The sequence below is a fragment of the Citrobacter sp. Colony219 genome (genome assembly GCF_019382635.1).
Lineage (GTDB): Bacteria > Pseudomonadota > Gammaproteobacteria > Enterobacterales > Enterobacteriaceae > Citrobacter > Citrobacter youngae.
Map to the genome: position 1 here is coordinate 691,298 of NZ_CP080033.1, position 25,591 is coordinate 716,888.

A 25,591-nucleotide genomic window follows, 5' to 3' on the forward strand; every position below is an offset into this window, starting at 1 on the left:
CTGATTAGCGGTATCCTCAACGACTTCAACCAGGAGCTGCATAAGCTGGAGCCGCTCTCTTCCGCGCTGGAGCAAAGTGATTTGGCCATCAATTGGTATATGTTCCACATCAAAGCGTTGGTGGCGATCCTCAACAGCGATATCAACCAGTATGCCTCGCAGGTGGCGATTATCTCCGAACAGCGGGTGGCGCAAAGTCATCGGGAACTGCAATCCGGCGCGTTGTTTATTTTGGCGTTTGCGCTGCTGGCGGTGGTGATCACCGGTTTTGCCGGGTGGTATATCTACCGCAATCTCGGTTCCAACCTGACGGCCATTTCACGGGCGATGACCCGGCTGGCGCATGGGGAATCAGACGTCAGCGTCCCGGCCCTGCAACGGCGCGATGAGCTGGGCGAGCTGGCGCGTGCCTTTAGCGTCTTTGCCCGCAATACGGCGTCGCTCGAACACACCACCCGGCTGCTGAAAGAAAAAACCACGCAGATGGAAATCGACCGCACCGAGCGTCAGGGGCTGGAGGAAGCGCTGCTGCACAGTCAGAAACTGAAGGCGGTAGGACAGCTGACGGGCGGATTAGCGCATGATTTTAATAACCTGCTGGCGGTGATTATCGGCAGTCTGGATCTGGTGGATCCGGATTCTCCCGACGCGCCACGGGTCAATCGGGCGCTTAAAGCCGCCGAGCGCGGGGCGCTGCTGACCCAGCGGCTGCTGGCTTTTTCGCGCAAACAGTCTTTGCATCCGCATGCCGTTGAGCTGAAAACCTTGCTGGAAAACCTGGGCGAACTGATGCGCCATTCGCTCCCGTCCACGCTGACGCTGGAAATTGAAGCCCAGTCTCCGGCCTGGCCCGCGTGGATTGACGTCAGCCAACTGGAAAACGCCATTATCAATCTGGTGATGAACGCCCGTGACGCCATGGACGGGCAGACGGGCACGATTAAAATCCGTACCTGGAATCAGCGGGTTACGCGCAGCGATGGGCGTAAGCAGGACATGGTGATGCTGGAGGTAGCCGACCAGGGAAGTGGGATGTCGCAGGAAGTGAAAGCGCAGGTCTTCGAGCCATTTTTCACCACCAAACAGACCGGCAGCGGCAGCGGTCTGGGATTATCGATGGTGTACGGCTTTGTGCGTCAATCCGGTGGTCGGGTGGAGATTGAAAGCGCCCCCGGGCAGGGAACCACGGTCCGGTTACAGCTTCCCCGTGCCGTTGTGCCGGTACAGATTCAGGCAGAACCGATAGCGGAACATGCGGCGAACAGCGGTGAAAAGCTGGTACTGGTGCTCGAAGATGAGGCCGACGTGCGCCAGACGTTGTGTGAGCAGTTGCATCTGCTGGGCTATCTGACGCTGGAGGCCGCCAACGGCGAACAGGCGCTGCATATGCTGGCGGCTTCCTCCGAGATTGATATTTTTATCAGCGACTTAATGCTGCCTGGAGGGTTAAGTGGGGTGGATGTCGTCAACCATGCGCTGAAGCACTACCCCCAGCTCACCATTCTGCTGATTAGCGGTCAGGATTTACGTCCGGCGCATAACCCGGCGCTGCCGGATGTGGCGCTATTGCGTAAACCGTTTACCCGAGGAGAACTGGCGCAGGCGCTGCGACTCGCACGTAATTGAGATTCCTCCGCTACCCGCGCAAATACGCTTTGATTACCGTGGGGTGTGTTTCTTGATGAGGCGGGTTTGATGCAACGCTCCCTGACATTCTTTCTTTTCAGTCTGCTAATGGTGACCACCGTTTCGGCGCAGGCCGATATTATCGATGAAGCCATCGGCAATATTCAGCAGGCGATTAACGACGCATACAAACCCGATAACGGGCGGGATTACGACGACGCCCGCGACAATGGCTGGGAACGCCAGATGAGTGACGATCGGCGCAGGCAGTATGATGACAGGCGACGTCAGTTTGAAGACCGACGTCGACAACTGGATGACCGTCAGCGCCAGCTTGATCAAGAACGGCGTCAGTTAGAAGACGAAGAACGCAGAATGGAAGAAGATTACGATCGTTAACTGTAACTATCTAAATGTAAGAATATTTTATCCCCTGTAAGGGATTTAGCTGTCAGCTCAACATCTCGCCATTTTATGTCAATGCATGCACTTGAGCACAGTGCATATATGCATTATAATCTCTCTATGCTTATGGAAAAGGAGCCGGCAATGGAATGTCTAAATCATTAAATATCAGGAGCTTTCGGGATACATGGCTTGAAGATTTTTTTGAGCGGGCGACATCGCACAGAAAAATACCAGCGGATATTCATACTGCATTAGCCAGAAAGCTGGATATCATTAATGCGGCTGTTTCGCATCGGGATTTGCGCCCGCCACCCGGTAACAGGTATGAAGAGTTAACCGGAAAATTACAGGAATATTCTTCAATCAGAGTAAACAAGCAGTACCGATTAATATTTAAATGGGTTAACGGTAAGGCCGAAGATGTGTACTTAGATCCACACATCTACTAGAACTAGAGAAAATCTAAGGTAACGATATGAAACAGGCAACCAGAAAACCAACAACTGTGGGTGATATCCTGCAATATGAATACCTGGAGCCGCTCGAACTGAAAATTAACGATCTGGCTGAAATACTGCATGTTCATCGCAATACGGTGAGCGCACTGGTCAACAATAATCGCAAATTAACAACGGATATGGCGTTTCGTTTGGCCAAAGCGTTCGATACCTCCGTTGATTTCTGGCGTAACTTACAGGCGGCGGTTGACCTGTGGGAAGTTGAAAATGACATGCGGGCGCAAGAAGAACTGAACCGCATTGTTTCGGTTAAAGATTTTATCGCTCAGCGAAATAGCGAGTCTAAAAAAGTCGCCTGACTGTCGTCTTGTCGGCCGGATAAGATGTTTTCATCGCATCCGGCAAATTTCCTTACTCCAGCATAATCTCCATTCCGTCATATCCTGCCTCAAACCCTGCGGGAAGCTGGTTTTCCATCATCCACAGGTCGAACTGATGGCTGATATGCGTCAGGATCACCCGTGGACAGCGGATAACGTCGTTCAACGCGATAACGGTATTTAAATCACAGTGATTGCGCGGTGGCTCGCTACGCGGGGCGTGGCTGCAGTCGATGATAATCACCTGCGGCTGGTTATTGTGCAGAAACTTCAGCGTTTTGTCGGGCAGTCCGGCGGTATCAGAGAGCCACGCCACGCGGCTGTGCGCGGTCTCCAGCAGATAGCCAAACGTCAGCTTAGAGTGGTTGAGCGGTAAAGGGGTCACCTGCAATCCCTGTAAATCGAACACCACAAACGGCGCGACGGTCTGGCTAAAATCAAGAATGCCGGGATGCTTAAACAGATCGTCGCAGCCCTGTTCATCCGGTGGGCCGTACACCGGGATCGTTTTTCCCACCCCCCAGCGCAGCGGAAACAGTCCCTGTACATGATCCATATGGTAATGAGTGAGCAGGAACTGCTGGAAACTGCCTGCCGGCCAGTCGTCCATCAGATGGGGGATCCCCGCGTCCAGCAGCGTCACCGCATTGTTGAATTTGACCACCCCGCTACAAGGGCGTCGACGATATTGCGCCTGTAAGCGTGCTCGTTGGCAGGCCGCGCAGTCACAGCCAAATGCCGGCACCAGCTGTGCGCCGCCCGTTCCCGTTAGCGTAATGGTCAGACTCATGGCTCCCCCTACAACGGTTTGGTGAAGCGAAAATGGCTCATGGTATAGCCTTCACGCTGGTAAAAACGGTGTGCGTCAAGGCGTTGGGTGCTGGTGGAAAGCTCGGTCATTTCCGCCCCCGCTTTGCGCGCAGTGGCTTCGGCCCAGGCCAGCAGCTGGCTGCCAACGCTTAGCCCTCGTGCCTGTGGCATCACTACCAGTTCCTGAATCTCACCAATCCAGTTAGCGTGGTGCAGATGAAACTGCAAATGCAGGCCGATCAATCCGATGACCTGTCCGTCGAGCAGCGCCAGCTGGTAGTGCATATTTGGATCCTGCAGATTGGCGGCGTAGCCAGCGCTAAAAGCCTGCAGGTCGAATTGACCCTGCTTTAACTCGCAGATGAGCGCGTAAACCGCATCGGTATCGTAGAGCGTGGCGCGGCGTAATTCACAGACAGACATGTTTCTTCTCCTTGCGTCCCATCAGTGTGAGTAGTGTAGCGACAGACTGTTGCAAACTACCATCGTTATTCAGGACGTGGCAGTCATACGGGGCGTAGCGGGCTGCGCGTTCAAGACGGGCGGCGATTTCCGTTTCGCTCTCCCGCCCACGAGCCTGCAGGCGCTGGCGTAAAATCTCCGGGGAAACCTGTAAGCAAATGGGGAGTAGAGAAGTGCCATAACGACTCTGCGCCTGCGGCAGATGTGCGCGTGAACCGTTGACCACCACATCAAACCCGGCGTGCAGCCAGAGGTCAATCTCCACGCCGACGCCATAGTACAAACCATTAGCATGCCAGCTCAGCGCCAGCAGGTTCTGCCCGGCGCGGGTAAAAAACTCTGGTTCGCTCAGCGCAATATGATTTTCATTCCCGGCGTTGGCGGCGCGGGTGATGTAACGATGTGCCACCAGTAGTTGTGCAGGTTCCTGCTGGCGAAGTTCTGCCAGCAGACTGTCCTTACCGGAGCCGGATGGTCCCATCAGCCAGATCAGTTTACCCATAGTCAGAATACCCTTTTGCCCTGACGCCAGACGTGGTCGATATGGATGTTGCCGCCTTTGCGGTGTGCCAGCACCAGATCCGCGCGTTTCCCTTCGGCAATAACGCCGCGATCGTCAAGATTTAATGCCCGCGCCGGATTGCGGGTCACCAGACGAATAGCCTGCGGCAGCGTAAAGCGGTTAGCATCGTCATCCGCTACGCGAAATGCCGCATCGAGCAGGCTGGCGGGGTAGTAGTCGGAGGAGAGAATATCCAGCAGCCCCAGCTCAGCCAGCCTATGTGCCGCCACGTTGCCGGAGTGAGAACCGCCGCGCACGATGTTAGGTGCGCCCATCAGCACGTTCATGCCATGCTGGCGTGAGGCATAGGCGGCTTCGAAAGTTGTGGGAAATTCGGCGATCACGCTGCCAAGTTGATGCGATTCAAGGACATGATCGTGGGTGGCGTCATCATGGCTCGCCAGCGCAATCTGGCGATCACGGCACATCTGGGCAATCGCCGTGCGGTTGGGCTGTGACCAACGCGCAGCCAGCGCTAACTGTTCTTCTTCATAACGGGCCATCTGCTCGTCGGTGAGCGAATACTTGCCCTGATAATACTCGCGGTACTTCTCTCGATTGGCAAACTGACGCTGGCCGGGGGAATGATCCATCAGCGACACCAGCGTCACCGGCTCACGACCGACCAGTTTTTCAAACAGCGGCAGGGTAGTGTGATGCGGCAGCTCGCAGCGCAGATGCAGACGGTGCTCGGCGCGATTGACCCCACGCTTTTGCGTCTCTTCCACCGCGTTGATCATCTTCTCCAGATTTTCCAGACGGTCACCACCGTCGCGCACATCGCCAATCGCCACCGCGTCCAGCACGGTGGTAATACCGCTGGCGACCATCAGCGCGTCGTGGCTACTCATCGCCGAGTGGGCAGGCCAGTCTACCTTCGGGCGCGGGGTGAAAAACTTGTCGAGATTGTCGGTATGCAGCTCGATAAGCCCTGGCAGCAGCCAGCCGCCTTCGCCGTCCAGCGCCTCTGGTAAACGGCTCTGACTCTCAGCAAAGGCGCGGATAATCCCGCCCTCGATTTCCAGCGATCCTTGCACCACGTCATCTTCCAGTACCAGCTTTACATTATTGATAATCATGCTGTTGTTCCCATCAGATGCAGACGATCCGCTACGCGGTCGCGCACGGTTTGATCGTGAAAAATTCCGACAATTGCTGCGCCGCGCGCTTTCGCTTCTTCAATCAATGCGACGACGGCGGCGCTGTTTTTGGCGTCCAGCGAGGCGGTGGGTTCATCGAGCAGCAAAATTGGGTAATCGACGATAAACCCGCGGGCGATGTTGACGCGCTGTTGTTCGCCACCGGAAAAGGTCGACGGCGCGAGATGCCACAGTCGTTCTGGTACGTTCAGGCGGGTAAGAAGATTGGCCGCTTTGGCGGCGCACGCCTCACGGGGGACGCCCAGATCCAGCAGCGGTTGCATCACCACATCCAGCGCGGAAATCCTTGGGATCACGCGCAGAAACTGGCTTACCCAACCGATGGTTGAACGGCGAACTTCCAGCACTTTGCGCGCCGGAGCCTGCACCAGATCCACCCATTCATCGCTGTGACGAATGTGGATGTGTCCTTCATCCGGCAGGTAGTTGGCGTACAGCGAGCGCAGCAGCGTGGATTTTCCGCTGCCGGAGTGACCGTGCAGCACGACGCATTCGCCGCTTTTCACTTCCAGCGTGGCGTTTTGCAGCACCGGCAGACGCACGCCGCTTTGCTGATGCAGCACAAAAGTTTTACTGACGTTTTCAACGCGGATCATTTGAGCCTCTTAGTTCTGCAAAACGGACGACACCAGCAACTGGGTGTACGGATGGTGCGGGTCGTCGAGCACGCGGTCGGTTAACCCACTTTCCACCACCTGACCCTGTTTCATCACCAGCAAACGGTCTGCCAGCAGACGCGCCACACCCAGATCGTGGGTGACAATCACCACCGCCAGATCCAGTTCCACCACCAGGCCGCGCAGCAGGTCCAGCAGTTTGGCCTGTACCGAAACGTCCAGCCCGCCGGTGGGTTCGTCCATAAACACCAGCTTGGGATGGGTGACGAGGTTGCGGGCGATCTGCAGGCGCTGCTGCATACCGCCGGAAAAGGTGGTTGGCAGGTCGTCGATACGCGAGGCAGGGATCTCCACCTCCTCCAGCCAGCGCTGTGCGGTGGCGCGGATCTCGCCGTAATGACGCGCGCCGGTGGCCATCAGGCGTTCGCCGATATTGCCGCCGGCGGAGACCTGACGGCGCAGGCCATCCAGCGGATGCTGATGCACCACGCCCCATTCGGTGCGCAGCAGACGGCGACGGTCGGCCTCGTTCATGCCGTACAGCGAACGGTTCTGATATAAGATCTCACCGCTCTGCGGCGTCAGCCGTGAAGAGATCGATTTCAGCAGCGTGGTTTTGCCAGAACCGGACTCGCCGACGATACCCAACACTTCGCCAGGCCACAGGTCAAAAGAGACATCGCTGAAGCCTTTGCCCGGCGCGTAGAGATGGGTCAGGTTATTGACTGAAAGCAGCGGTTGCGTCATTGGCTGAGGGCCTCGCTCTGTTGGCGGCAGTAGTCGGTGTCGGAGCAGACAAACATGCGTTTGCCGGTGTCATCGAGCACCACTTCATCAAGATAGCTGTGGGTTGAGCCGCAGATGGCACAAGGCTCATCCCAGCTCTGCACGGTAAACGGGTGATCGTCGAAATCGAGACTTTCCACGCGGGTGTAAGGTGGCACGGCATAGATGCGCTTTTCGCGGCCTGCGCCAAACAGTTGCAGGGCCGGCATCATGTCCATCTTCGGATTGTCGAATTTCGGGATGGGCGACGGGTCCATGACGTAGCGGTCGTTGACCTTTACCGGGTAGGCGTAAGTGGTGGCGATATGACCGAAGCGGGCGATATCTTCATACAGTTTCACCTGCATGATGCCGTACTCTTCCAGCGCGTGCATGGTGCGGGTTTCCGTTTCGCGCGGTTCGATAAAGCGCAGCGGCTCGGGGATCGGTACCTGGAAGATGATTATCTGATCTTCTGTTAGCGGCGTTTCCGGGATGCGGTGGCGGGTCTGGATCAGCGTGGCGTCTTCCGTACGTTCGGTGGTGTTAACGCCGGTTACGCGCTTGAAGAAATTACGAATCGATACGGCGTTAGTGGTGTCGTCCGCGCCCTGGTCAATCACCTTCAGCACGTCCGGCTCGCCAATCACGCTGGCGGTAAGTTGAATGCCGCCGGTTCCCCATCCGTAGGGCATCGGCATTTCTCGTCCGCCAAACGGTACCTGGTAACCGGGGATCGCTACCGCTTTCAGAATTGCGCGGCGGATCATGCGTTTGGTCTGCTCATCAAGATAGGCAAAGTTGTAGCCGGAGAGGTTAGTGGTCACGGGTGGCCTCCTGTTGCAGGCGTTTGAGCAGTTCCAGTTCGGCCTGGAAATCGACGTAATGGGGAAGTTTGAGGTGCGAAACAAAACCCGCCGCCTCGACGTTATCCGCATGCGCCAGCACGAACTCTTCGTCCTGCGCCGGTCCTGTGACCGTTTCATCGTATTCGGCTGCCTGTAGGGCGCGGTCCACCAGCGCCATCGCCATCGCTTTACGTTCGCTCATACCGAACACCAGCCCGTAGCCGCGGGTAAAATGGGGGGATTCATTTTCTGGCGCGACAAAACCGTTGACCATTTCACATTCCGTCATCAGCAGTTCGCCGACGTTCACCGCAAATCCCAGCTCTTCCGGTACGGTTTCCAGTGCCACATAGCCGCTGCGGATTTCGGCGGCAAACGGGTGGTTGCGCCCGTAGCCGCGCTGGGTGGAGTAGGCCAGCGCCAGCAAATATCCCTCGTCACCACGCATCAGCTGTTGCAGACGTGAAGCGCGTGAGCAGGGGTAAACCGGCGGCGTGCGGGTGATGTCATCGGGCTGAGCGCCGTTATCCTCTTCACGCTTTGCCAGTCCCTGATTCGCCAGCAGGGAGAAGACGTGCGGGGAGGCATCTTGTTCGCTCTCAGCGGTGCGCAGGGGCGGCGCTTCACCGTTCGCCAGCAGGGTAAAATCCAGCAGACGATGGGTGTAGTCGTAGGTTGGACCCAACAACTGCCCGCCGGGAATATCCTTGTAGACCGCGGAGATTCTGCGCTCAAGGCGCATTTCTGCGCTGTTAACCGGTTCGCTGACAGCGACCTTTGCCAGCGTAGTGCGGTAAGCGCGGAGCAAAAAGATGGCTTCGACGTTATCCCCGCTGGCCTGTTTGAGCGCCAGTGCCGCCAGTTCGCGATCGGCGATGCCGCCTTCGGTCATCACCCGGTCGACGGCCAGGTTCATCTGCTGTTCGATTTGCGCCACGCTCAGTTCAGCAATGGCCTCATCGCCCCGGCGTCGGTTTTCCTGCAGGGCGTGGGCGTTGGCTATCGCCTTTTCGCCCCCTTTGACGGCGACGTACATCAGCACACCTCCACATGGGTGGTTCGCGGAATAGCCAGCAGGCGTTCGCCGCAGGTGAGGATCAGATCGACCCCCAGCGGGAACGGATGCGGGCGTTCGGTGAGCTCGTGGATCAGGCATTCCGGCAGCTGTGGTGCGATCATGCGTTCTTCGGCGATGCCCGCGCCGGTCAGACGCAGCATGCGTCCACCGCTTAAGCCAGAAACTTGCACAATCAGCGTGGCGCTGGTTTCAGGTGCGACGGCGGAACCGGCTGAGAGGGCATTTAGCTGTTCGCTGCTGATACGTTCGTCGGTGACGGCAAAGGCCGCCAGCTGCGGCTGATCCACCAGCGGCGCGTTGGTGTGAAAACGCAGGTTCTGCCGGGCGATATCGTTATCCATCGACGGCGCCAGCCAGACCGGCGTGTCGCCGTCGACCAGAGTCAGCAGCACGCTGGTGGTCGCCAGACCCAGCGGCTGCCAGCCGTGTTTCAGTTGATGCAGGGCGACGATTACGCCCGGTTCGCTCATGGCTTTCAGCAGGCGACGAAAGCTCTGCTGAGCATCCTGAACGGGTAAATTAAATGCGGTCTGTAAGGTCATGCGTTATCTCCGCGTACCAGCGTGAAGAAGTCGACCCGGCTGGCGTTGACTTCGGCACGGCGGGCGCTAATCAGCGCCTCGTGTTCCGCTTCCAGCGGGGCAATTAAGGTTTCCATGAGGTTCTGGAAATGCGTTTGTTCCTGCAGCAATGCGTCAATGACCGCACACTGCTCGGCGTGTTGTTTATTGCGACCCAGCAGGTAGCTGTAGCCCAGCGTCCCGCTTTTCAGGCGAATAACCGCGCGGGTAAGCGTGGTGTCGCCAGCAAAGAAGCGATTACCGGTGCCGCCCATACGGGCCTGGATCTGCATCAGTCCGCTTTCCGGGGCGCGGATAAGCTCATAGTCCGGCGTTAGTTTGAGCGCCTTGATACGCGCATTCAGGGCATCGGCATTGCTGTAAGCCAGCGCGCGCATCCAACGCTGGCGAGTGGCGGTATCGAAATGCATTCAGTGCTCCATGGTGAATTCGATCATGTCGGCGCGGGTCAGGCTGACGGAATATTCCGCCGCCTGTTCTTCGCCTTCACGGTGGTTCAGAGTGCGCACGCACAGCAGCGGCGCCATGTTGGGGATTTCCAGCACCTTGCTCTCTTTGGCCTGCGCGCGGCGGGCGCTGATGCGCGTTTGCGTGCGCAGCAGCGTCAGACCGGATTGTTCGCGCAGGTAGTCGTGTAGTGAGCCGCTGTTGAAGCCTTGCAGCAGCGGCCACAGCGAGAGGTCGGAAAAATAGTGGTCGATCTGGCACAGTGCGATCCCGTTAACCCGGCGCAGGGTGCGCAGGTGAATCACGTTATCGCCCTCGTTTATGCTGAGCGCATCGGCAATGTGGCCGGAGGCCGGACGCAGCACCGCCAGCAGTTTTTCGCTGGTGGGGTGGCTGCCCTGGTCCAGCAGGTTCTGACTAAAGCGCGCCTGGGCATTCAGCGGGTAGTCGAACGGGCGCATCAGCACCAGAACCCCCACGCCCTGACGACGCTGCACCCAGCCGCGTTCAACCAACTGGTCAATGGCACGGCGCAGGGTGTGGCGGTTTACCTCGAAGCGCGCGGCAAGCTGATGCTCGGCGGGCAGATAGTCACCGCAGCGATAATGTTGACGAAGCTCCTGCTCAAGTCTCGCGGCAATTTCCTGATAACGCGTTGGATAACTGGTCGGATGTGTAGACAAGTGCATAGCAATCAATGCCTCGCTAATCAGATAAAGTGCTTACGCAAACGCTGGGAAAGGAAATCCAGCAGGCTGACGGTGACGATGATTAACACCATCAGGGCGCAGGTTTGCTGGAACTGAAAGCCGCGAATCGCCTCCCATAAGGTCACGCCGATACCACCGGCGCCCACCATGCCGACTACCGTGGCCGAGCGAACATTGGATTCAAAGCGATACAGCGAGTAGGAGATAAGCAGCGGCATGACCTGTGGCAGAACGCCGTACAGAATCTCTTCAATTTTGTTGGCTCCGGTGGCGCGAATACCTTCTACCGGACCCGGCTCAATGGCTTCTACCGCTTCGGAAAGCAGCTTGGAGAGTACCCCGGTGGTATGGATAAACAGCGCCATCACCCCGGCGAATGGCCCTAACCCGACGGCGACCACGAACAGCATGGCGAAGACCATTTCGTTGATGGCGCGACAGGCATCCATCAGGCGACGCATCGGCTGGTAAATCCACCACGGCACCAGGTTATCGGCGCACATCAGACCGAAGGGAATCGACAACACCACGGCGAGGGCGGTACCCCAGACGGCGATTTGCAGCGTGACGGCCATTTCACCGAGATAGTCCTGCCACTGACTGAAGTCAGGTGGAAAGAAGTCGGCAGCGAAGGTTGCCATATTGCCGGAATCCTGGATCAGCGTGAGCGGGGCCATTTCGGCGCCTTTCCACGAGACCACCAGCACGGCGAGAAGAATGGCCCAGCTCAGCAGCGAGAACCAGCTACGCTTGGGCGGGGCAACGGTGATGGTTTGCATGTTTGACTCCGTGCATCGGTTATTGCCGGATGGCGGCGCAGGCGCCTTATCCGGCCTACAAAACATCGTAGGCCCGGTAAGCGAAGCGCCACCGGGCATCAGGGTTATTGCACCGCTTTGGTGACGCTGGTCATGGCACCCAGGGCGGCGGTCAGGCGGTCGAGATCATCAAGCTGTGCTTTCAGCGCCGAGGTTTTGCTGGTTTTCTCTTCCTCGTTCAGCCCTTTGTTGTCCTTCACGCCCTGCATCTCTTTAAACAGCGCCAGTTGGCGAATCGGCACCAGTTGCAGATCGCTGGAGGCACGGAACGGCGCCCAACCCAGGCGTTCCAGGACGGTTTTCTGCTCCGGCGTTTTGCCGTAGTTCATGAAGAAGTCGTACACCTTGTCCTTGGTGGCTTCAGAGAGGTTCTTACGCCAGACGATCGGATCGCCTGGGATCAGCGGTGACTTCCAGATAACCTTCAACTCTTTCAGCTTGTCCGGTGCGGACGTTTTCAGCTTGTCGAGGTTTTCGGTGTTGTTGGTAGCCACATCCACCTGTTTGTTGGCGACGGCCAGGGCGTTAGTTTCGTGCCCGGCGTTAACGGTGCGTTTGAAGTCGCTGGCGGAGATGTTGTTTTTGGCGAAGACGTAATAACCGGGGACGAGGAAACCTGACGTAGAGTTGGGATCGCCGTTGCCGAAGGTCAGATCCTTACGTTTGGCGATCAGATCGTTCAGGTTGTTGATCGGGCTGTCTTTGTTAACGATCAACACGCTCCAGTAACCCGGGGATCCGTCGGCGGCTACGGTCTGGGCAAACACTTGTCCGTTAGCGCGATCCACCGCTTCCATTGCTGAGAGGTTGCCGTACCAGGCGATATCCACTTTGTTAAAGCGCATGCCCTGGATGATCCCGGCGTAGTCCGGAGCGAAGAAGGCGTTTACTTTCACGCCCAGCGATTTTTCCATGTCCTTCAGGAACGGTTCCCACTGTGGCTTCAGGTTTTGCTGTGATTCGGTCGAAATAATGCCAAAGTTCAGCGCTTTTTCTTGCTCCTCGGCATGGGCCGGGCTTAACAAGGTACTGACGCTAAACATGCTGGTGAAAGCCAGCGCGGCAACTGTCTTATAGCTCATGTCGTTTCCTTAATTAGTCATTGTTCCAGGCTATTTCACTTGCCAGCCTGAATCCGGGCAGTGCTCAAAATCCTCACGTACTGCGTGTACGCTCCGGTTTTTCCGCGCTGGCCGTCTCCAGCCTGGCTGCGCCAATAACGCCTGGTTTTTTAGAACTATGCAGCCTGCGCGTTCTGTTCGACGCGGTTCATGCTGCGGTAGAGATGGTCAAAACGGTCGTTGTCAAAATGCTGGCTGCTGCCATCAAAGAAGACGTTGCCCTGGCGCAGCGCGACAATGCGTTCGCAGTAGCGCAGGGCGTAATCCACCTGATGCAGCGTGACGACCACGGTGATGCCGTCGGTCTGGTTGATGTCGCGCAGGGTGTCCATCACGATGCGCGCGGATTCCGGATCCAGCGAGGCAATCGGCTCGTCGGCAAGGATGACTTTGGCCTGCTGCATCAGCGCGCGGGCAATCGCGACGCGCTGCTGCTGCCCGCCGGAGAGCGTGGAAACACGTTGATATGCAAAGTGCGCCATGCCCACGCGGGTCAGCGCCTGTAATGCACGCTGTTTTTGTTCCTGGCTAAACCAGCTAAAACAGGTGCGCCAGAACGGCGTGCTGCCGAGCGCGCCAATCAGGACGTTCTCCAGCACCGTCAGGCGGTTCACCAGATTGAACTGCTGGAAGATATAGCCGGTGTGGGCGCGGCTTTTGCGGATATCGCGCGCCAGGCGGCCTTCATGTTGAACGGTGCGGCCCAGCAGCTCGATGTGGCTACCAGGTGATTTATCACCGACGATCAAACCGCTTAAATGACGTAAAAGGGTGGATTTGCCGGAGCCGGACGGCCCAAGCAGAGCCACCATCTCACCGGCACAGATATTCAGATCAACCGCATTAAGCGCCTGATGTTGATTGAAGGATTTGGAGAGTTTCTCGACGCGAATAACCGTTTGCATGATGCGGCCTCCCTAAAAAAGTGGCCCCATCGTGGCGGATCAATGTGACGTTTTCGTTAAAGGAAGGTTACTTGGCGATGAAGAGTTGAGCGATATTTGATGACAGTACGGGAGGGGTTGCCTCCCGTTTGATTACTCGGTTGGCGGCTGCTGCTGTTTGACGACGTTGATCATCCACGGCACGCCATACTGGTCGCTCACTTTACCGAAACCGTGGGCCCAGAAGGTTTCCTGCCAGTCCATTTCGATTTTTCCGTTTACTGCCAGGTTATCAAACCAGCGTTTACCTTCGTCGACGTTTTGTGTGTCGAGCACCAGCGTAAAGCCAGAGTAGTGCGCATTTCCGTCGGGGGCGCTATCGCTCATCATGATATCGCTGCCCGCAACGCGCAGGTTGGCGTGGGCAATAGCGGTATCGGGGAATTTCATGCCAGAAGGGCAACCTTCTTCACTGTCCTGCGCCGATTTGGGCATTTCACCGAAGTTGATTTTGTAGAGCAGCTCAGCGCCTAACGTTTTTTGGTAGAAGGCGATAGCGTCAGCGCAGTTGCCTGCAAAGGAGATATAGGGACTTAACGGCATAATCTTTACCTCAGAGTAAGAGAAGCCAGTTAAGTGTAGTTATCGTCTGTATAAATAAACCAGGCGGGAAGTATGGGCTTCCCGCCTGGCAGATGAGCTGGTGTAGACCTGATGAGCGTAGCGCCGTCAGGCAATTTGCATCAGTTCTTTTTCACAAACTCAGATTTCAGCTTCATTGGGCCAAAGCCATCGATTTTGCAATCGATGTTGTGGTCGCCTTCAACCAGGCGGATATTCTTCACTTTGGTACCGATCTTCAGCATGGAAGAGCTACCTTTTACCTTCAGATCTTTTACTACGGTAACGCTGTCGCCATCGGCGAGCAGGTTGCCATTAGCATCTTTAACGATCAGTTCGTCGCTGTCCTGAGCGGGTTCAGCGTCGTTCCATTCGTGAGCGCATTCCGGGCAGATGAACATGCCGTTATCTTCGTAAGTGTATTCGGAGTTGCATTGTGGGCAGTGTGGTAATGACATGTGGATTTCCTCAAAAGTCAGCAGGGGCAAAAGCGCCCAAAATTGGCAGATTGCCGAAAAAGGCCGCAATTATACATAAAATCCCTGCTTTTGTCGGGGCTACAGGCCAATTATGCCCAACTATCTGTTGTGGCGTCAGGTTGCTTTCACGTCTATGAAAACCAGAAGGAATATTTTTTAAGGGAAATTGCTACGTTTAGCTATTTAAGATAAGGTGAGGCGAAACACCCGATATTCATAGGTAGCATGGCTTACAGACTAGCTAAGTCATTGTGAGTGAATACTTTGTGACCCCCTTAAATTTGGTAGGGGAATTAAGCTGGCATTTTTTAAAACTGAACTACTCTGTTTATCTTTCTTACTTAATATAGTAAGTGAGAGGCATCAGGCCAGCAGTCATACGATAAATTTTATTTTAATAATATCAGCTGGTTGTTTTAATTTTAATTATTTCCACACGTAATTATAAAAGCCGAAAATCTATAAATAAAACGATTTGGCTAAATAAAAGTAATGCTATTTGCGTTAAGGAAAGATTTTCCATGTACACACAGACAATTTATGAATTAAGTCAGGAAGCTGAACGCTTACTGATGCTCTCTCTTGAACATCTCAGGCAATTGCAGAAATTGCCAATGACCTCGGCGAATGATGTCATGCTGAAAAAAGGAGAGCATAGTGGACAGGTTGTTCAGCCCCTGCATTTCAGCGCGCGTGGCATGGATGTCCAGCAGGCAACGCTCAACAATGAACTGCGAAAGATTACCCGTCTGGAAATGGTTCTGGCGATCGTCGGTACGATGAAGGCGGGAAAGTCGACAACGATTAACGCGATTGTCGGAACTGAGGTTTTACCTAATCGTAATCGCCCGATGACGGCGTTACCGACCCTTATCCGCCATACACCGGGACAGAAAGAGCCGGTGCTGCATTTTTCGCATGTCGCGCCAATTGACGCCTTAATGAAAGTATTACAGCAGCGCGTGCGGGAATGCGATCGTCAGCGTCTGGCTCAGACGCTGGAAATAGATAAGGATATGAATGCCCTGCTTCAACATATTGAAAACGGCGTGGCATTTGAACGCTATTACCTTGGCGCACAGCCTATTTTCCATTTTCTCAAGAGCCTGAACGATCTGGTGCGTTTGTCTAAAGCGCTGGAGGTGGAGTTTCCGTTTGTCGCCTATGCTGCAATTGAGCATATTCCGGTTATTGAGGTTGAGTTCGTGCATCTGGCCGGGCTGGCAAGTTATCCGGGACAATTGACGCTGCTGGATACGCCCGGGCCGAATGAAGCCGGGCAGCCACACTTACAACAAATGCTCAATGAACAGCTGGCGCGGGCTTCAGCGGTACTGGCGGTGATGGATTATACCCAACTGAAGTCGATTTCGGATGAGGAAGTCCGTCAGGCCATTATGGCGGTTGGAAAGTCAGTACCGCTGTATGCGCTGGTTAACAAATTCGATCAGAAAGACCGCAACAGTGATGATGAAGAGCAGGTGCGGGCGTTAATTTCCGGCACGTTGATGAAAGGTGGTATTACGCCTGAACGTATTTATCCGGTCTCCTCAATGTGGGGATATCTGGCCAACAGGGCACGTCATGAACTCATGAATAATGGGCGCTTGCCGGATCATCAGGAGCAGCGCTGGGTCCAGGACTTTGCCGAAGCGGCACTCGGCAGGCGCTGGCGTACCACCGATCTTGAGGATAAAGAACATATTCGCCATGCCGCCGATCTGCTGTGGGAGGATTCGTTGTTTGAGCAGCCGATCCAGAAAGTCATTCACGCCGCTCACGCCAATGCTTCGCTGTATGCGCTTCGCTCGGCATCACACAAGTTATTGAACTATTCGCAAAGCGCACACGAATATCTGGAGTTTCGCGCCCACGGCTTAACCGTAGCCTATGAGCAGTTGCAGATGAATATCGCGCATATTGAAGATGATATGCAACAGTTGCAGAGAAGCCAGGCGCGGGTGGGCGACGAGGTCAGTCACGAGGTTGAGCTGGCGCTGGAGGCTGCTGCGGCCTATCTCAGTGAGCAACAGACCGAGATTCTGTGCGGCATCAATACGTTCTTTGTTAAAGAAAACGTGCTGATGATGTCACAACATGGCATGGGAGCTGCCATTGCAACGGCGGAAATGGCCGGTGATATGCTGGTGTTGCATGACGAGGGGCAAGCGAAAATTGTGTTAGATAAAATTCGCTCCTCCTGTGAGGTTGTCCTGCTGGCGGCGCAGGAGAGTATCAGCCGGGACCTAGCGCTGCGTTTTGAGGCGCTTGAATCGACGTTATCCCGGGCGCTGAATGACGCTATGCGGCCTATTGAGCAGCGGGTGAAAGACGATCTGAATCATGCCGGATTTCGGGCGCGGATCCGTTTTCCAGCCTTTCATGCGGCGATGTTTAATTTCAATACCCGCCAGTTGTTTAACGAGGCTATTGAACAGGATATCCCTGCTGATAATACCCCGTCCACCGGTGGTGTTGTGCGTGACACGTTCTCACGTTGGTTGAATCAGCCCAACTGGGGATGGAATGATTATGTCGAAACAAAAACGCGTTACCTCATTGATATGGGCGCGTTGCACAAGAATCTTGTCCATTATGTCACTCAGTTTTGCCAACAAATTCGTAAAGCTTTAGTTGCTCAGGTCGATATTTCCGTTACGGCAGGCATGGCCACGTTTTTTGCTGATTTTTCACTGTGTCTGACGCAATTGCAGGCGAGCCTGCGCGAGAGTCTGACCCTGCGCCAGCAAAATGAATCGGCGGTGAATGCAATGAATGAACAATTGCAGCATCGTATTACGACGGCGGCATGGATTTATGAAGATTCCCGCTTGCTGCGTGACGATATCCACACCCTTTTTGCAACCGAGCATACATGACTAACGTGTTACTGGAAGGCCCTGGGCGGACGCTGGAGTGCGTCTACCCGAAGTTTATGGTCGATCTGGTTCAGGGAGATGAAACCAAACGTTCCGGCGGTTTTCTGCAGCAGCAGCAGCGGTTGCGTGCGCGCCTGACGCAGGAAGTGTTATCCCAGACGCAACTGCGGGCGTGGGTGATGGCGGGGGTTTCCAGCGAACACCTGGTGATGCGCCTTAAGCTGGTGGAAAAACTGGCGGGTACTATCGATCCTGGTCACCTGGCGCTGGTACGTATTGCCGAGCGACTGGTGTTCTTACAACAAACTGAACAGCCACGCGGACAATCAACTCCCGGCGTGATGCAGCAATTAATTTCACTGGCTGACGGGTTTGCCCAACGTAGCGCATATAAAGAGAAAGCGTTGACGCAACGTGGGCTGACCGTGCAGGCAGGCGAACACAGTGAACAGATTTTTACTCGCTGGCGGGCTGGCGCGTATGACGGCTGGTCATTACCCGGACGCTGCTTTGTTGCGCTGGAGGAACTGCGCTGGGGCGCCTTTGGTGATGCCTGTCGGCTGGCGAATGCCGATGTAGTGTCGATGCTAAAAGACAATTTACGCACGATGGCTGCCCAGACGCTGGCGCATAGCGTGAATGCGGCACCTACTACGCGCCATTATTATCATCAATGGCTGAACTCACCTGCAGTTGGGGGGGCGAGCGAACATAACGATCTGCTGAGTTGGCTGGGTGACTGGTGCGATGCACAGCGCCATCCGGTGAGCTGGTCGGTGACGCAGCGTTGGCAGAATGTGGCGTTAGGGATGCCGAGACTGTGTTCGGCAAAGCGACTGGTTGATGCGATGGTTGAGGAGATTTTCGCACCCCCCCAGCTTATCAGTTGAGCTGGGGGGGAGGCAAAGGCAGGCTTAGTGGTGCAGTGAGTCTGCCGGGGTCGCCACCGTCTCGTTGGCGACCTGATTTTTATTAAAACGTTTGGCATACAACGCGGTGATAATCGGCACCAGAATGGCGGTGACAATCACGCTGGCAGCGACCAGAGCAGTTGCCGAAGCGGCAACCGGTTCAAATGCCGGGTTAATCTGGGCGATGATGACTGGGTTAGCCACCGCGGCACCAGCGGCAGAAGAGGCTGCTACGCCCGCCGTACCGTTCCCGCCACCAATGACGCGGTCAGCAATAATCAGCGGGATACCGGTGATAACGATGACGGCCACACCCAGCAGGATACCCAGCAGACCGGTATCAACGATGACGCTCAGGTTAATGGTGTTACCCAGTGCGAAGCCGAAGAACGGAATCAGTACCGGTGTCGCTTTGCTAAAGAAGGCACGCAGGTCGTGATCCAGGTTGCCCAGTGTAAAGCCGATCAGGAACGGCAGGACCGCGCCGATGAAATGGTGCGGCTCGAAAGAGGCCAGACCGGCAGAGCCCAGAATGACCATGGTCATTAACGGACCGGATTCTAGAGACATTAACACAAATGCGCCAGACTCTTCTTTCGTACCGTACTGGTTCATCAGGCTGGCGTACAAACCCCCGTTGGTCATGTCCATTGCTGAGACAATTGCCAGTACGGAAAGACCTGCAAAGAACCCGGTTTGAATGCCTGTATCAGGAATAAATGAAGCGGCAATCATTGCCACTGCCCAGGCTACGGCTATTTTGGTTAATACCAATGTACCTGACTTGCGTAATACCGTACCGGTTGCTCGCAAATCAATTGATGCACCGATACAAAAAAACCATACTGCCAGAATCGGAACTGTCCCGCTGATCATACCTTTGGTAAATGAACCGAAATACGCGCCCGTATCGGGAGCTAACGTATTTAACACTGCGCCTAATAACAGAGGAATCAACATCATTCCGCCGGGGATGCGTTCAATCGTGGCTTTAATTTTCATAAACGTCCTCATGTCTTGTCGCAGGTTATAAACGCGCAAGAAAGTAAAAATTAATAAATTCAAAATGTTACTTGTGTTTTTTAACAGAGAAAACGGCTATCTCTTTGTTTTATAAAATCTAACGCGGCATACGTTGAGCATGTTTCTGCTCCCAGGGATATTGCGTCTGGAATTAGTTTGCATTCACAGGAACATTGATTCAATCAAAATAAAACGATGTTTTAGTTATCTTTATCACATATTCCGAGCAAAAGATCCCGGTCGCTCCGATTATTAAAAAACCTGTGATCTTTTTGTGAAGGGATTAGGTGTTTTTTTGCTAGCAGAATAATAGTGACTGCTGTGATTGTTGATGGAGCCAGGTGATTTATTCTTGTATTTAATTTTCAGTAAATCGCAAGCGTGCCATGTAAAAAAGCTGACTCAGAATGACCTTATTTACGCAGGTTGACGAAATGAAAAACTATGTGTGAAGTTGATCACACATTTAAACACTGTTAGGGTAAAGAGGTCATTAACCGCCCAATCAGGCGTCAACAGGTTCGGTTGTACTGCTCATTTTCAGTCAGTGTAAGTAAACCTGCTACGCTTGTTACAGGGATTGCGCCTGTGCAATCCCCGCTCGGCGATGACCTTAGCGCATACGGCGTTGGGAGACTCGAACTGTAGCGCGACAGGGCTAAGTCTATGAGGACTGGTATGCTAAAAAGGAAAAAAATAAAGCCAATTACGCTTCGCGACGTCACCATTATTGATGACGGAAAACTGCGAAAAGCCATTACCGCCGCGTCACTCGGTAATGCAATGGAGTGGTTTGATTTTGGTGTTTATGGGTTTGTTGCTTACGCATTAGGTAAAGTGTTCTTCCCGGGGGCTGACCCCAGCGTGCAGATGGTTGCTGCACTCGCTACCTTCTCCGTTCCCTTTCTGATTCGACCGCTTGGCGGATTGTTCTTCGGTATGCTTGGCGATAAATACGGTCGCCAAAAGATCCTGGCTATCACGATTGTGATTATGTCGATCAGTACCTTCTGTATTGGGTTGATCCCTTCGTATGCGTCTATTGGTATCTGGGCACCGATCCTGCTGTTGCTGTGTAAGATGGCACAGGGCTTTTCGGTCGGCGGCGAGTATACCGGCGCGTCGATTTTTGTCGCAGAGTATTCCCCGGACCGTAAGCGTGGATTTATGGGCAGTTGGCTGGACTTCGGCTCGATTGCCGGGTTTGTGCTGGGTGCGGGCGTGGTGGTCCTGATCTCAACTGTCGTCGGCGAAGACAACTTCCTTGAGTGGGGCTGGCGTATTCCGTTCTTCCTGGCGCTACCGTTAGGGCTGATTGGCCTGTATCTGCGTCATGCTCTGGAAGAAACACCTGCATTTCAGCAGCATGTCGACAAGCTGGAGCAGGGCGATCGTCAGGGTCTGCAGGAAGGACCGAAGATTTCGTTTAAAGAAATTGCGACTAAACACTGGCGTAGCCTGCTGGCGTGCATCGGTCTGGTGATTGCGACCAACGTCACCTACTACATGCTGCTCACCTATATGCCGAGCTACCTGTCGCATAACCTGCACTACTCTGAAGATCACGGTGTGCTGATTATTATCGCCATTATGATTGGTATGCTGTTTGTGCAGCCGATTATGGGGCTGCTGAGTGACCGCTTCGGACGCCGTCCGTTTGTGATTATGGGCAGTATTGCGCTGTTTGTGCTGGCCATTCCGGCATTTATCCTGATTAACAGTAACGTTATCGGCCTGATTTTCGCCGGGTTGCTGATGCTGGCGGTGATCCTTAACTGCTTCACCGGGGTGATGGCATCAACGTTACCGGCGATGTTCCCGACCCATATTCGCTACAGTGCGCTGGCCGCCGCGTTTAATATCTCGGTCCTGGTAGCTGGTCTGACCCCGACGCTGGCCGCCTGGCTGGTGGAAAGCTCGCAGAACCTGATGATGCCAGCTTATTATCTGATGGTGATTGCGGTGATAGGTTTAATTACCGGCGTGACCATGAAAGAAACCGCCAATCAGCCGCTGAAAGGGGCGACACCTGCCGCTTCGGATATTCAGGAAGCGAAAGAGATCCTCGGCGAGCACTACGACAATATTGAGCAGAAAATCGAAGACATCGATCAGGAAATTGCAGAGCTGCAGCTTAAGCGTTCGCGCCTGGTGCAGCAGCATCCGCGTATTGATGAGTAATCGTGTCATTGCCTGATGGCGCGAGCTTTTAGGCCTACGGGTAGCATTGTACTTTGTAGGCCGGATAAGGCGTCAGCCGCCATCCGGCGCGTGGACTTAAGGTTGGCTTAATATCCTTCAGGCAAACTCTCCTCCATAGTATCGGAGGAGAGTGTCATGAAAACCCGTATTTATGAAAGTTTGACCACCGTTTGCAGCGTACTGATTGTGAGCAGTTTTTTGTACGTGTGGGTGAGCTCTTACTGATCTTTCTCCAGCACCACCCAGGCGCGAGTGCCACTGGCTCCTGGGCGGTTTTGCAAAAAGAACTGCCCGTGATGTAACTGGGTAATTCGACTGACAATGCTCAGCCCCAGCCCAATCCCGCCAAAACGGCTATCCATACGCACAAACGCTTTGCTCAGTTCCCCACATTTACTTTCATCAATGCCTGGCCCTTCATCTTCGACGGCCATGACGGCATCATGCTCTGTATTCAGGCTAATCGTAATATGGGTGCCTTCCGGGCTGTAGCGATGGGCGTTCTCCACCAGATTTCTCAGCAGCATCCGCAATAGCGTGGCGTCGCCGCGTACGATGACATCCTCTGCGCTTGCCGGTAGGAGCAACGTTTGCTGGCGCTGGTCCAGCATCGTGCTGAGTTCATCGTAAGAGGGCAGAATCACGTCCTCCAGTAGTTTGACGTGCTGGTAGCTTCCGGCCGAAAACGACTGACCCACACGGGCGAGTTGCAACAGCTGCGACACGCTGTCCATCATTTGGTCGAGACGGGTGATGAGCGGCGTAACGTCAACATTGTGGGTTTTTGACAGCAATTCCAGATGCAGACGAACGCCGGATAGTGGCGTTCGTAGCTCATGGGCAACGTCGGCAGTAAACAGACGCTCGTTGTCGATAGTGGTTGTTAGCCGCGTAACCAACTGATTGAGCGCCGTCACCACCGCCTGTATCTCAATGGTGGAGCTACGGATATTAATGGGAGCCAGATTATCCGCTGTGCGAGTTTCTAACTCCTGTTGGAGATCGGCAAGAGGACGGGTAATGCGCCGTACCGCCTGATAGCAAATAATGAGCGTCAGGCTGACCATAAAAATGCCGGGGACGATCAGGCTGGCGATAGCCTCGCGGATCTCATGCATGATATGGCGATCGTTGTTACGGTTTTCGCGTAACGCCTGTTCGAACAGCTGTATTTGCTCGGTGCTTTCGTGCCACAACCAGAAGGTGCTAATCAGCTGGAAGACCAGCAGAATCAGGCCGATCGTCAGCATTAAACGCTGGCGAAGCGGGAGCGGTTGTTTTAGAAAACGCATCAAATTCACTTAGCTTTCCTCAGTAGCGGCCAGCATGTAGCCAAAACCTCGAACCGTGCGAATGCGTGATTTTCCCACTTTATCGCGCAGGTTGTGGATGTGGACTTCCAGCGTATTGGTCGACGGCTCGTTGTCCCAGCTGTAGATGTCGTTATACAGAATCTCCCGGTGTACCGGGCTTCCCGCTTTGAGCATCAGCCGCGACAATAGCGCGTACTCTTTTGGCGTTAAGACAATTTCTTGTCCATCCATCCACACCTGGCGGCGGCCGATATTCAATGTCAGGTTGCCAATGATAATCTCACTTTCACCCTGATTGTTATGCCGACGTAACAGCGCCCGAATGCGGGCATGCAGTTCTTCCAGCGCGAACGGTTTGACCAGATAGTCATCAGCGCCGACATCCAGTCCAGTGATGCGGTCTTTCACGGTGTCGCGGGCGGTCAGGATGAGTACCGGCACGGTGTATTTTTTCTGCCTGATGCGGGTCAGAAAATGCAGGCCATCCTCATCCGGTAAACCTAAATCCAGAACGACAAGGCTGTAATGCCCCGTTTCCAGGCAATGCTCGGCGGCACGGGCCGTGGATACGCCATCGCAGGCGTAGCCTTCCGTTTGTGCGGCAAGTATCAGCCCCTGTAGTAACAGCGTATCGTCTTCAACAATCAGAATTTTCATTCGGTTAGCCTCCCCGGCAGGGTTGCAGAATATCATCTGCCGCTTGGTATTTCTGTGTTTGCACGCCCGTTAATCCCAGCAGGGTTGAGAACAGATTATCCTGTGAGAAATCTTCTGAGCTGGCCCGTTTTTGTAAACATGTCTGAGAGACCTGATAGCGTTGCTGATAATCTTCTGAGAGCCACAACAGCATCGGTACATGTTTTTGTGTGTCAGGTGCAATCGAATACGGCAGACCGTGCAAGTAGACGCCGTTTTCTCCTAAGGATTCACCGTGATCGGAAAGATAAACCAGGCTGGTGGTGAAATTGTCCTGATGCGCTTTCAGTATATTGATCGCTTTATCAACAATATAGTCAATGTACAGGATGGTATTGTCGTAGGTATTCACCAGTTGCTGCTGCGAACAGGTTTGAATTTCGTTGGTATCGCAGGTTGGGGTAAATTTCTTAAACTGTGGCGGATAACGGTTGTAATAGGTTGGACCATGGCTGCCGATGGTGTGCAGCACGATCACGCCGTCGCCCTTCAGGTTATTAATGTACTCTTCCAGCCCGTGGAACAGGACTTCATCGTAGCATTCACCGTTAATACACTGTCCTGGTAAGTTCAGCGCAGTCATATCCTGATGCGGTACGCGGTCACAGGCACCTTTACAGCCGCCGTCGTTATCATTCCACAGAACGTTAATTCCCGCCCGTTGGATGATATCGAGTACGCCTTCCTGGTGGTGAGCCAGCTCTTCATCGTAATGCGCTCGTGGCATGTCGGAGAACATGCAGGGAACGGAAACGGCTGTCGCCGTACCGCAGGACGTTGTATGCGGGAAATAAACGACATCATCTTTTTCCAGCAACGGATTGGTCTGACGTGAATAACCTGACAGAGAGAAGTTGTCGCCGCGTGACGTTTCACCGAGCACCACAATAGTGAGGTTCTTACGTTTTCCTTTCACCATTTCTGGATTACGGTGCGCATCTTCGCCAATACGCACCAGCGGCAGGTTGGCCAGTCTCTGGTGTGAATACCAGGATGACGTTGCCACGATGCTGTTGGACGGGCTGAGGGACTTAACCAGCTCTTTGTTATTACGAAACAGCGATGCGTAATCTTTATAGAAGAAGGCGGCGACCAGCACGATAAGCAGTGCCGATATCAGGATATTCGCAGCGCGATACAACACGCTGCGCAGCACTGGCGTAATGGGTTTGATTCTTATCCAGCAGGCAACGATGGCGGCCAGAATGCCGCTCAGCCCCAGCGTCAGGAGCATTTGCGGCGTCATGAGGGCGAAGGTTTCAGCCGGTGTGGTATCCATCATGTTGGCGATCATCGAGCGGTCGATGATGATGCCGTAGGTCATGATGAAATACTGGGCGGATGCTCCGACCAAAATGAAAATGCACGCGACCAGGCGGTTAAGCCACAGGAAAGAGGCCAGCGTGAGCACGATATTCATGACGCTGAACGCGACAACCGGCATCGATAAGAACACCAGGATATTGCGCAGGGAATCCAGCGGAAGGTCTTGCAGTACCTGTTTGTAGAACGCGATGTTCAGGAAGGTCGCAAGATAAAATGAGATCAGCAATAGCCAGCTGATTTGCCCGAGAGTCGGTCTTTTAAACAGGAGCTTTAACATTAAGGGGGTTCCATCGACTAAGTGGAGCGGATCCTCTCAAAGTAAAATTAAGCCAACATTAAGTTCTTAATGTTAGCAGGTACTGGTGGGGTGTGTGATGCGTAGGCCCGATGCGCTTATGTCATCGGG

The 25,591-nt window shown here is 54.4% G+C and carries 28 protein-coding genes; 8 read left to right on the top strand and 20 right to left on the bottom strand.

What is annotated here, in order from left to right; translation table 11 throughout:
- From JTI85_RS03060 to JTI85_RS03075, 4 genes are all read left to right on the top strand, one after another.
- A partial coding sequence (locus tag JTI85_RS03060) for a hybrid sensor histidine kinase/response regulator (RefSeq protein WP_255575062.1) occupies nt 1–1,626 on the top strand: 1,626 nt, incomplete at its 5' end.
- 69 nt (nt 1,627–1,695) lie between these two features.
- The gene (yjdP, locus tag JTI85_RS03065) at nt 1,696–2,025 is read left to right on the top strand and encodes a DDRRRQL repeat protein YjdP (RefSeq protein ID WP_048213892.1); all 330 of its coding nucleotides are present in this window, start codon (nt 1,696–1,698) and stop codon (nt 2,023–2,025) included.
- A 155-nt stretch (nt 2,026–2,180) separates the two neighbouring features.
- Nucleotides 2,181–2,483: a type II toxin-antitoxin system RelE/ParE family toxin gene (locus JTI85_RS03070; RefSeq protein WP_142879156.1), complete on the top strand. Its 303-nt coding sequence runs from the start codon at nt 2,181–2,183 to the stop codon at nt 2,481–2,483.
- Between the two features lie 26 nt (nt 2,484–2,509).
- The gene (locus JTI85_RS03075; protein WP_048213890.1) at nt 2,510–2,851 is read left to right on the top strand and encodes a HigA family addiction module antitoxin; all 342 of its coding nucleotides are present in this window, start codon (nt 2,510–2,512) and stop codon (nt 2,849–2,851) included.
- A gap of 52 nt (nt 2,852–2,903) precedes the next feature.
- On the opposite strand, the gene phnP is transcribed toward JTI85_RS03075, so the two are convergent.
- The 16 genes from phnP to JTI85_RS03155 form a co-directional block, all read right to left on the bottom strand.
- Nucleotides 2,904–3,662 carry a phosphonate metabolism protein PhnP gene (gene phnP, locus JTI85_RS03080; protein WP_219352102.1) on the bottom strand — a complete coding sequence of 253 codons (759 nt, stop codon included), beginning with the start codon at nt 3,660–3,662 and terminating at the stop codon, nt 2,904–2,906.
- Between the two features lie 8 nt (nt 3,663–3,670).
- Nucleotides 3,671–4,105 (bottom strand): aminoalkylphosphonate N-acetyltransferase, encoded by a 435-nt coding sequence (phnO, locus tag JTI85_RS03085; RefSeq protein ID WP_219352103.1) that lies wholly within the window; start codon nt 4,103–4,105, stop codon nt 3,671–3,673.
- Nucleotides 4,092–4,646 carry a ribose 1,5-bisphosphokinase gene (phnN, locus tag JTI85_RS03090; RefSeq protein ID WP_124021052.1) on the bottom strand — a complete coding sequence of 185 codons (555 nt, stop codon included), beginning with the start codon at nt 4,644–4,646 and terminating at the stop codon, nt 4,092–4,094. The genes phnO and phnN overlap by 14 nt, the downstream gene beginning before the upstream one ends.
- 2 nt (nt 4,647–4,648) lie before the next feature.
- Entirely contained in the window at nt 4,649–5,785 is a 1,137-nt protein-coding gene (phnM, locus tag JTI85_RS03095) for an alpha-D-ribose 1-methylphosphonate 5-triphosphate diphosphatase (protein WP_219352104.1), read from the bottom strand.
- Nucleotides 5,782–6,462, bottom strand: coding sequence for a phosphonate C-P lyase system protein PhnL (phnL, locus tag JTI85_RS03100; RefSeq protein WP_199982601.1), 681 nt, complete (start codon nt 6,460–6,462; stop codon nt 5,782–5,784). Before phnL ends, phnM begins: the two co-directional genes overlap by 4 nt.
- A 9-nt stretch (nt 6,463–6,471) precedes the next feature.
- Nucleotides 6,472–7,230: a phosphonate C-P lyase system protein PhnK gene (gene phnK / locus JTI85_RS03105; RefSeq protein WP_048213884.1), complete on the bottom strand. Its 759-nt coding sequence runs from the start codon at nt 7,228–7,230 to the stop codon at nt 6,472–6,474.
- The gene (gene phnJ / locus JTI85_RS03110; RefSeq protein ID WP_232034721.1) at nt 7,227–8,018 is read right to left on the bottom strand and encodes an alpha-D-ribose 1-methylphosphonate 5-phosphate C-P-lyase PhnJ; all 792 of its coding nucleotides are present in this window, start codon (nt 8,016–8,018) and stop codon (nt 7,227–7,229) included. Before phnJ ends, phnK begins: the two co-directional genes overlap by 4 nt.
- A gap of 46 nt (nt 8,019–8,064) precedes the next feature.
- Nucleotides 8,065–9,132, bottom strand: coding sequence for a carbon-phosphorus lyase complex subunit PhnI (locus JTI85_RS03115; protein WP_219352105.1), 1,068 nt, complete (start codon nt 9,130–9,132; stop codon nt 8,065–8,067).
- Complete coding sequence (gene phnH, locus JTI85_RS03120; protein WP_048213881.1) at nt 9,132–9,716, bottom strand: phosphonate C-P lyase system protein PhnH; 585 nt, start codon at nt 9,714–9,716, stop codon at nt 9,132–9,134. Before phnH ends, JTI85_RS03115 begins: the two co-directional genes overlap by 1 nt.
- Complete coding sequence (gene phnG, locus JTI85_RS03125) at nt 9,713–10,165, bottom strand: phosphonate C-P lyase system protein PhnG (RefSeq protein WP_219352107.1); 453 nt, start codon at nt 10,163–10,165, stop codon at nt 9,713–9,715. The genes phnH and phnG overlap by 4 nt, the downstream gene beginning before the upstream one ends.
- On the bottom strand, nt 10,166–10,891 hold the full coding sequence (gene phnF / locus JTI85_RS03130) for a phosphonate metabolism transcriptional regulator PhnF (RefSeq protein ID WP_199975306.1): 726 nt from the start codon (nt 10,889–10,891) through the stop codon (nt 10,166–10,168).
- A 20-nt stretch (nt 10,892–10,911) separates the two neighbouring features.
- The gene (phnE, locus tag JTI85_RS03135) at nt 10,912–11,691 is read right to left on the bottom strand and encodes a phosphonate ABC transporter, permease protein PhnE (RefSeq protein WP_016155398.1); all 780 of its coding nucleotides are present in this window, start codon (nt 11,689–11,691) and stop codon (nt 10,912–10,914) included.
- A 104-nt stretch (nt 11,692–11,795) separates the two neighbouring features.
- The gene (gene phnD / locus JTI85_RS03140; RefSeq protein ID WP_048213878.1) at nt 11,796–12,812 is read right to left on the bottom strand and encodes a phosphonate ABC transporter substrate-binding protein; all 1,017 of its coding nucleotides are present in this window, start codon (nt 12,810–12,812) and stop codon (nt 11,796–11,798) included.
- A 155-nt stretch (nt 12,813–12,967) separates the two neighbouring features.
- On the bottom strand, nt 12,968–13,756 hold the full coding sequence (gene phnC / locus JTI85_RS03145; RefSeq protein ID WP_115644026.1) for a phosphonate ABC transporter ATP-binding protein: 789 nt from the start codon (nt 13,754–13,756) through the stop codon (nt 12,968–12,970).
- A 132-nt stretch (nt 13,757–13,888) separates the two neighbouring features.
- Entirely contained in the window at nt 13,889–14,338 is a 450-nt protein-coding gene (gene yjdN, locus JTI85_RS03150) for a VOC family metalloprotein YjdN (protein WP_061067053.1), read from the bottom strand.
- Nucleotides 14,339–14,478: 140 nt separating this feature from the next.
- Nucleotides 14,479–14,814 carry a zinc ribbon domain-containing protein YjdM gene (locus tag JTI85_RS03155; RefSeq protein ID WP_003031835.1) on the bottom strand — a complete coding sequence of 112 codons (336 nt, stop codon included), beginning with the start codon at nt 14,812–14,814 and terminating at the stop codon, nt 14,479–14,481.
- Between the two features lie 542 nt (nt 14,815–15,356).
- Between JTI85_RS03155 and crfC the strand changes: the two genes are divergently transcribed.
- Both crfC and JTI85_RS03165 read left to right on the top strand, forming a co-directional pair.
- Nucleotides 15,357–17,714 carry a clamp-binding protein CrfC gene (gene crfC, locus JTI85_RS03160; protein WP_115644025.1) on the top strand — a complete coding sequence of 786 codons (2,358 nt, stop codon included), beginning with the start codon at nt 15,357–15,359 and terminating at the stop codon, nt 17,712–17,714.
- Entirely contained in the window at nt 17,711–18,604 is an 894-nt protein-coding gene (locus JTI85_RS03165; RefSeq protein WP_115601123.1) for a diguanylate cyclase regulator RdcB family protein, read from the top strand. Before crfC ends, JTI85_RS03165 begins: the two co-directional genes overlap by 4 nt.
- Before the next feature lie 24 nt (nt 18,605–18,628).
- On the opposite strand, the gene kdgT is transcribed toward JTI85_RS03165, so the two are convergent.
- Complete coding sequence (kdgT, locus tag JTI85_RS03170) at nt 18,629–19,627, bottom strand: 2-keto-3-deoxygluconate transporter (RefSeq protein ID WP_048213873.1); 999 nt, start codon at nt 19,625–19,627, stop codon at nt 18,629–18,631.
- 699 nt (nt 19,628–20,326) lie between these two features.
- Between kdgT and proP the strand changes: the two genes are divergently transcribed.
- Both proP and pmrR read left to right on the top strand, forming a co-directional pair.
- On the top strand, nt 20,327–21,829 hold the full coding sequence (proP, locus tag JTI85_RS03175; RefSeq protein WP_048213872.1) for a glycine betaine/L-proline transporter ProP: 1,503 nt from the start codon (nt 20,327–20,329) through the stop codon (nt 21,827–21,829).
- 156 nt (nt 21,830–21,985) lie between these two features.
- Entirely contained in the window at nt 21,986–22,075 is a 90-nt protein-coding gene (gene pmrR / locus JTI85_RS03180) for an LpxT activity modulator PmrR (RefSeq protein WP_003826741.1), read from the top strand.
- Here the strand turns inward: pmrR and pmrB are convergent.
- Genes pmrB through eptA form a run of 3 tightly spaced genes read right to left on the bottom strand, consistent with a single transcriptional unit; the run spans nt 22,069 to nt 25,462 of the window.
- Complete coding sequence (pmrB, locus tag JTI85_RS03185; protein ID WP_086523823.1) at nt 22,069–23,142, bottom strand: two-component system sensor histidine kinase PmrB; 1,074 nt, start codon at nt 23,140–23,142, stop codon at nt 22,069–22,071. The two genes, pmrR and pmrB, sit on opposite strands and share 7 nt — an antisense overlap.
- A 9-nt stretch (nt 23,143–23,151) precedes the next feature.
- On the bottom strand, nt 23,152–23,820 hold the full coding sequence (pmrA, locus tag JTI85_RS03190) for a two-component system response regulator PmrA (RefSeq protein WP_048213870.1): 669 nt from the start codon (nt 23,818–23,820) through the stop codon (nt 23,152–23,154).
- Between the two features lie 4 nt (nt 23,821–23,824).
- Nucleotides 23,825–25,462, bottom strand: a complete 1,638-nt coding sequence (gene eptA / locus JTI85_RS03195) for a phosphoethanolamine transferase EptA (protein ID WP_115601122.1) — start codon at nt 25,460–25,462, stop codon at nt 23,825–23,827.
- Nucleotides 25,463–25,591: the final 129 nt, after the last annotated feature.

Excerpts from the sequence above, each read along its gene's own strand:
- yjdP (WP_048213892.1), top strand. The coding sequence starts at position 1,696 with ATGCAACGCTCCCTGACATTCTTTCTTTTCAGTCTGCTAATGGTGACC.
- JTI85_RS03070 (WP_142879156.1), top strand. The coding sequence starts at position 2,181 with ATGTCTAAATCATTAAATATCAGGAGCTTTCGGGATACATGGCTTGAA.
- JTI85_RS03075 (WP_048213890.1), top strand. The coding sequence starts at position 2,510 with ATGAAACAGGCAACCAGAAAACCAACAACTGTGGGTGATATCCTGCAA.
- phnP (WP_219352102.1), bottom strand. The coding sequence starts at position 3,662 with ATGAGTCTGACCATTACGCTAACGGGAACGGGCGGCGCACAGCTGGTG.
- phnO (WP_219352103.1), bottom strand. The coding sequence starts at position 4,105 with ATGTCTGTCTGTGAATTACGCCGCGCCACGCTCTACGATACCGATGCG.
- phnN (WP_124021052.1), bottom strand. The coding sequence starts at position 4,646 with ATGGGTAAACTGATCTGGCTGATGGGACCATCCGGCTCCGGTAAGGAC.
- phnM (WP_219352104.1), bottom strand. The coding sequence starts at position 5,785 with ATGATTATCAATAATGTAAAGCTGGTACTGGAAGATGACGTGGTGCAA.
- phnL (WP_199982601.1), bottom strand. The coding sequence starts at position 6,462 with ATGATCCGCGTTGAAAACGTCAGTAAAACTTTTGTGCTGCATCAGCAA.
- phnK (WP_048213884.1), bottom strand. The coding sequence starts at position 7,230 with ATGACGCAACCGCTGCTTTCAGTCAATAACCTGACCCATCTCTACGCG.
- phnJ (WP_232034721.1), bottom strand. The coding sequence starts at position 8,018 with ATGATCCGCCGCGCAATTCTGAAAGCGGTAGCGATCCCCGGTTACCAG.
- JTI85_RS03115 (WP_219352105.1), bottom strand. The coding sequence starts at position 9,132 with ATGTACGTCGCCGTCAAAGGGGGCGAAAAGGCGATAGCCAACGCCCAC.
- phnH (WP_048213881.1), bottom strand. The coding sequence starts at position 9,716 with ATGACCTTACAGACCGCATTTAATTTACCCGTTCAGGATGCTCAGCAG.
- phnG (WP_219352107.1), bottom strand. The coding sequence starts at position 10,165 with ATGCATTTCGATACCGCCACTCGCCAGCGTTGGATGCGCGCGCTGGCT.
- phnF (WP_199975306.1), bottom strand. The coding sequence starts at position 10,891 with ATGCACTTGTCTACACATCCGACCAGTTATCCAACGCGTTATCAGGAA.
- phnE (WP_016155398.1), bottom strand. The coding sequence starts at position 11,691 with ATGCAAACCATCACCGTTGCCCCGCCCAAGCGTAGCTGGTTCTCGCTG.
- phnD (WP_048213878.1), bottom strand. The coding sequence starts at position 12,812 with ATGAGCTATAAGACAGTTGCCGCGCTGGCTTTCACCAGCATGTTTAGC.
- phnC (WP_115644026.1), bottom strand. The coding sequence starts at position 13,756 with ATGCAAACGGTTATTCGCGTCGAGAAACTCTCCAAATCCTTCAATCAA.
- yjdN (WP_061067053.1), bottom strand. The coding sequence starts at position 14,338 with ATGCCGTTAAGTCCCTATATCTCCTTTGCAGGCAACTGCGCTGACGCT.
- JTI85_RS03155 (WP_003031835.1), bottom strand. The coding sequence starts at position 14,814 with ATGTCATTACCACACTGCCCACAATGCAACTCCGAATACACTTACGAA.
- crfC (WP_115644025.1), top strand. The coding sequence starts at position 15,357 with ATGTACACACAGACAATTTATGAATTAAGTCAGGAAGCTGAACGCTTA.
- JTI85_RS03165 (WP_115601123.1), top strand. The coding sequence starts at position 17,711 with ATGACTAACGTGTTACTGGAAGGCCCTGGGCGGACGCTGGAGTGCGTC.
- kdgT (WP_048213873.1), bottom strand. The coding sequence starts at position 19,627 with ATGAAAATTAAAGCCACGATTGAACGCATCCCCGGCGGAATGATGTTG.
- proP (WP_048213872.1), top strand. The coding sequence starts at position 20,327 with ATGCTAAAAAGGAAAAAAATAAAGCCAATTACGCTTCGCGACGTCACC.
- pmrR (WP_003826741.1), top strand. The coding sequence starts at position 21,986 with ATGAAAACCCGTATTTATGAAAGTTTGACCACCGTTTGCAGCGTACTG.
- pmrB (WP_086523823.1), bottom strand. The coding sequence starts at position 23,142 with ATGCGTTTTCTAAAACAACCGCTCCCGCTTCGCCAGCGTTTAATGCTG.
- pmrA (WP_048213870.1), bottom strand. The coding sequence starts at position 23,820 with ATGAAAATTCTGATTGTTGAAGACGATACGCTGTTACTACAGGGGCTG.
- eptA (WP_115601122.1), bottom strand. The coding sequence starts at position 25,462 with ATGTTAAAGCTCCTGTTTAAAAGACCGACTCTCGGGCAAATCAGCTGG.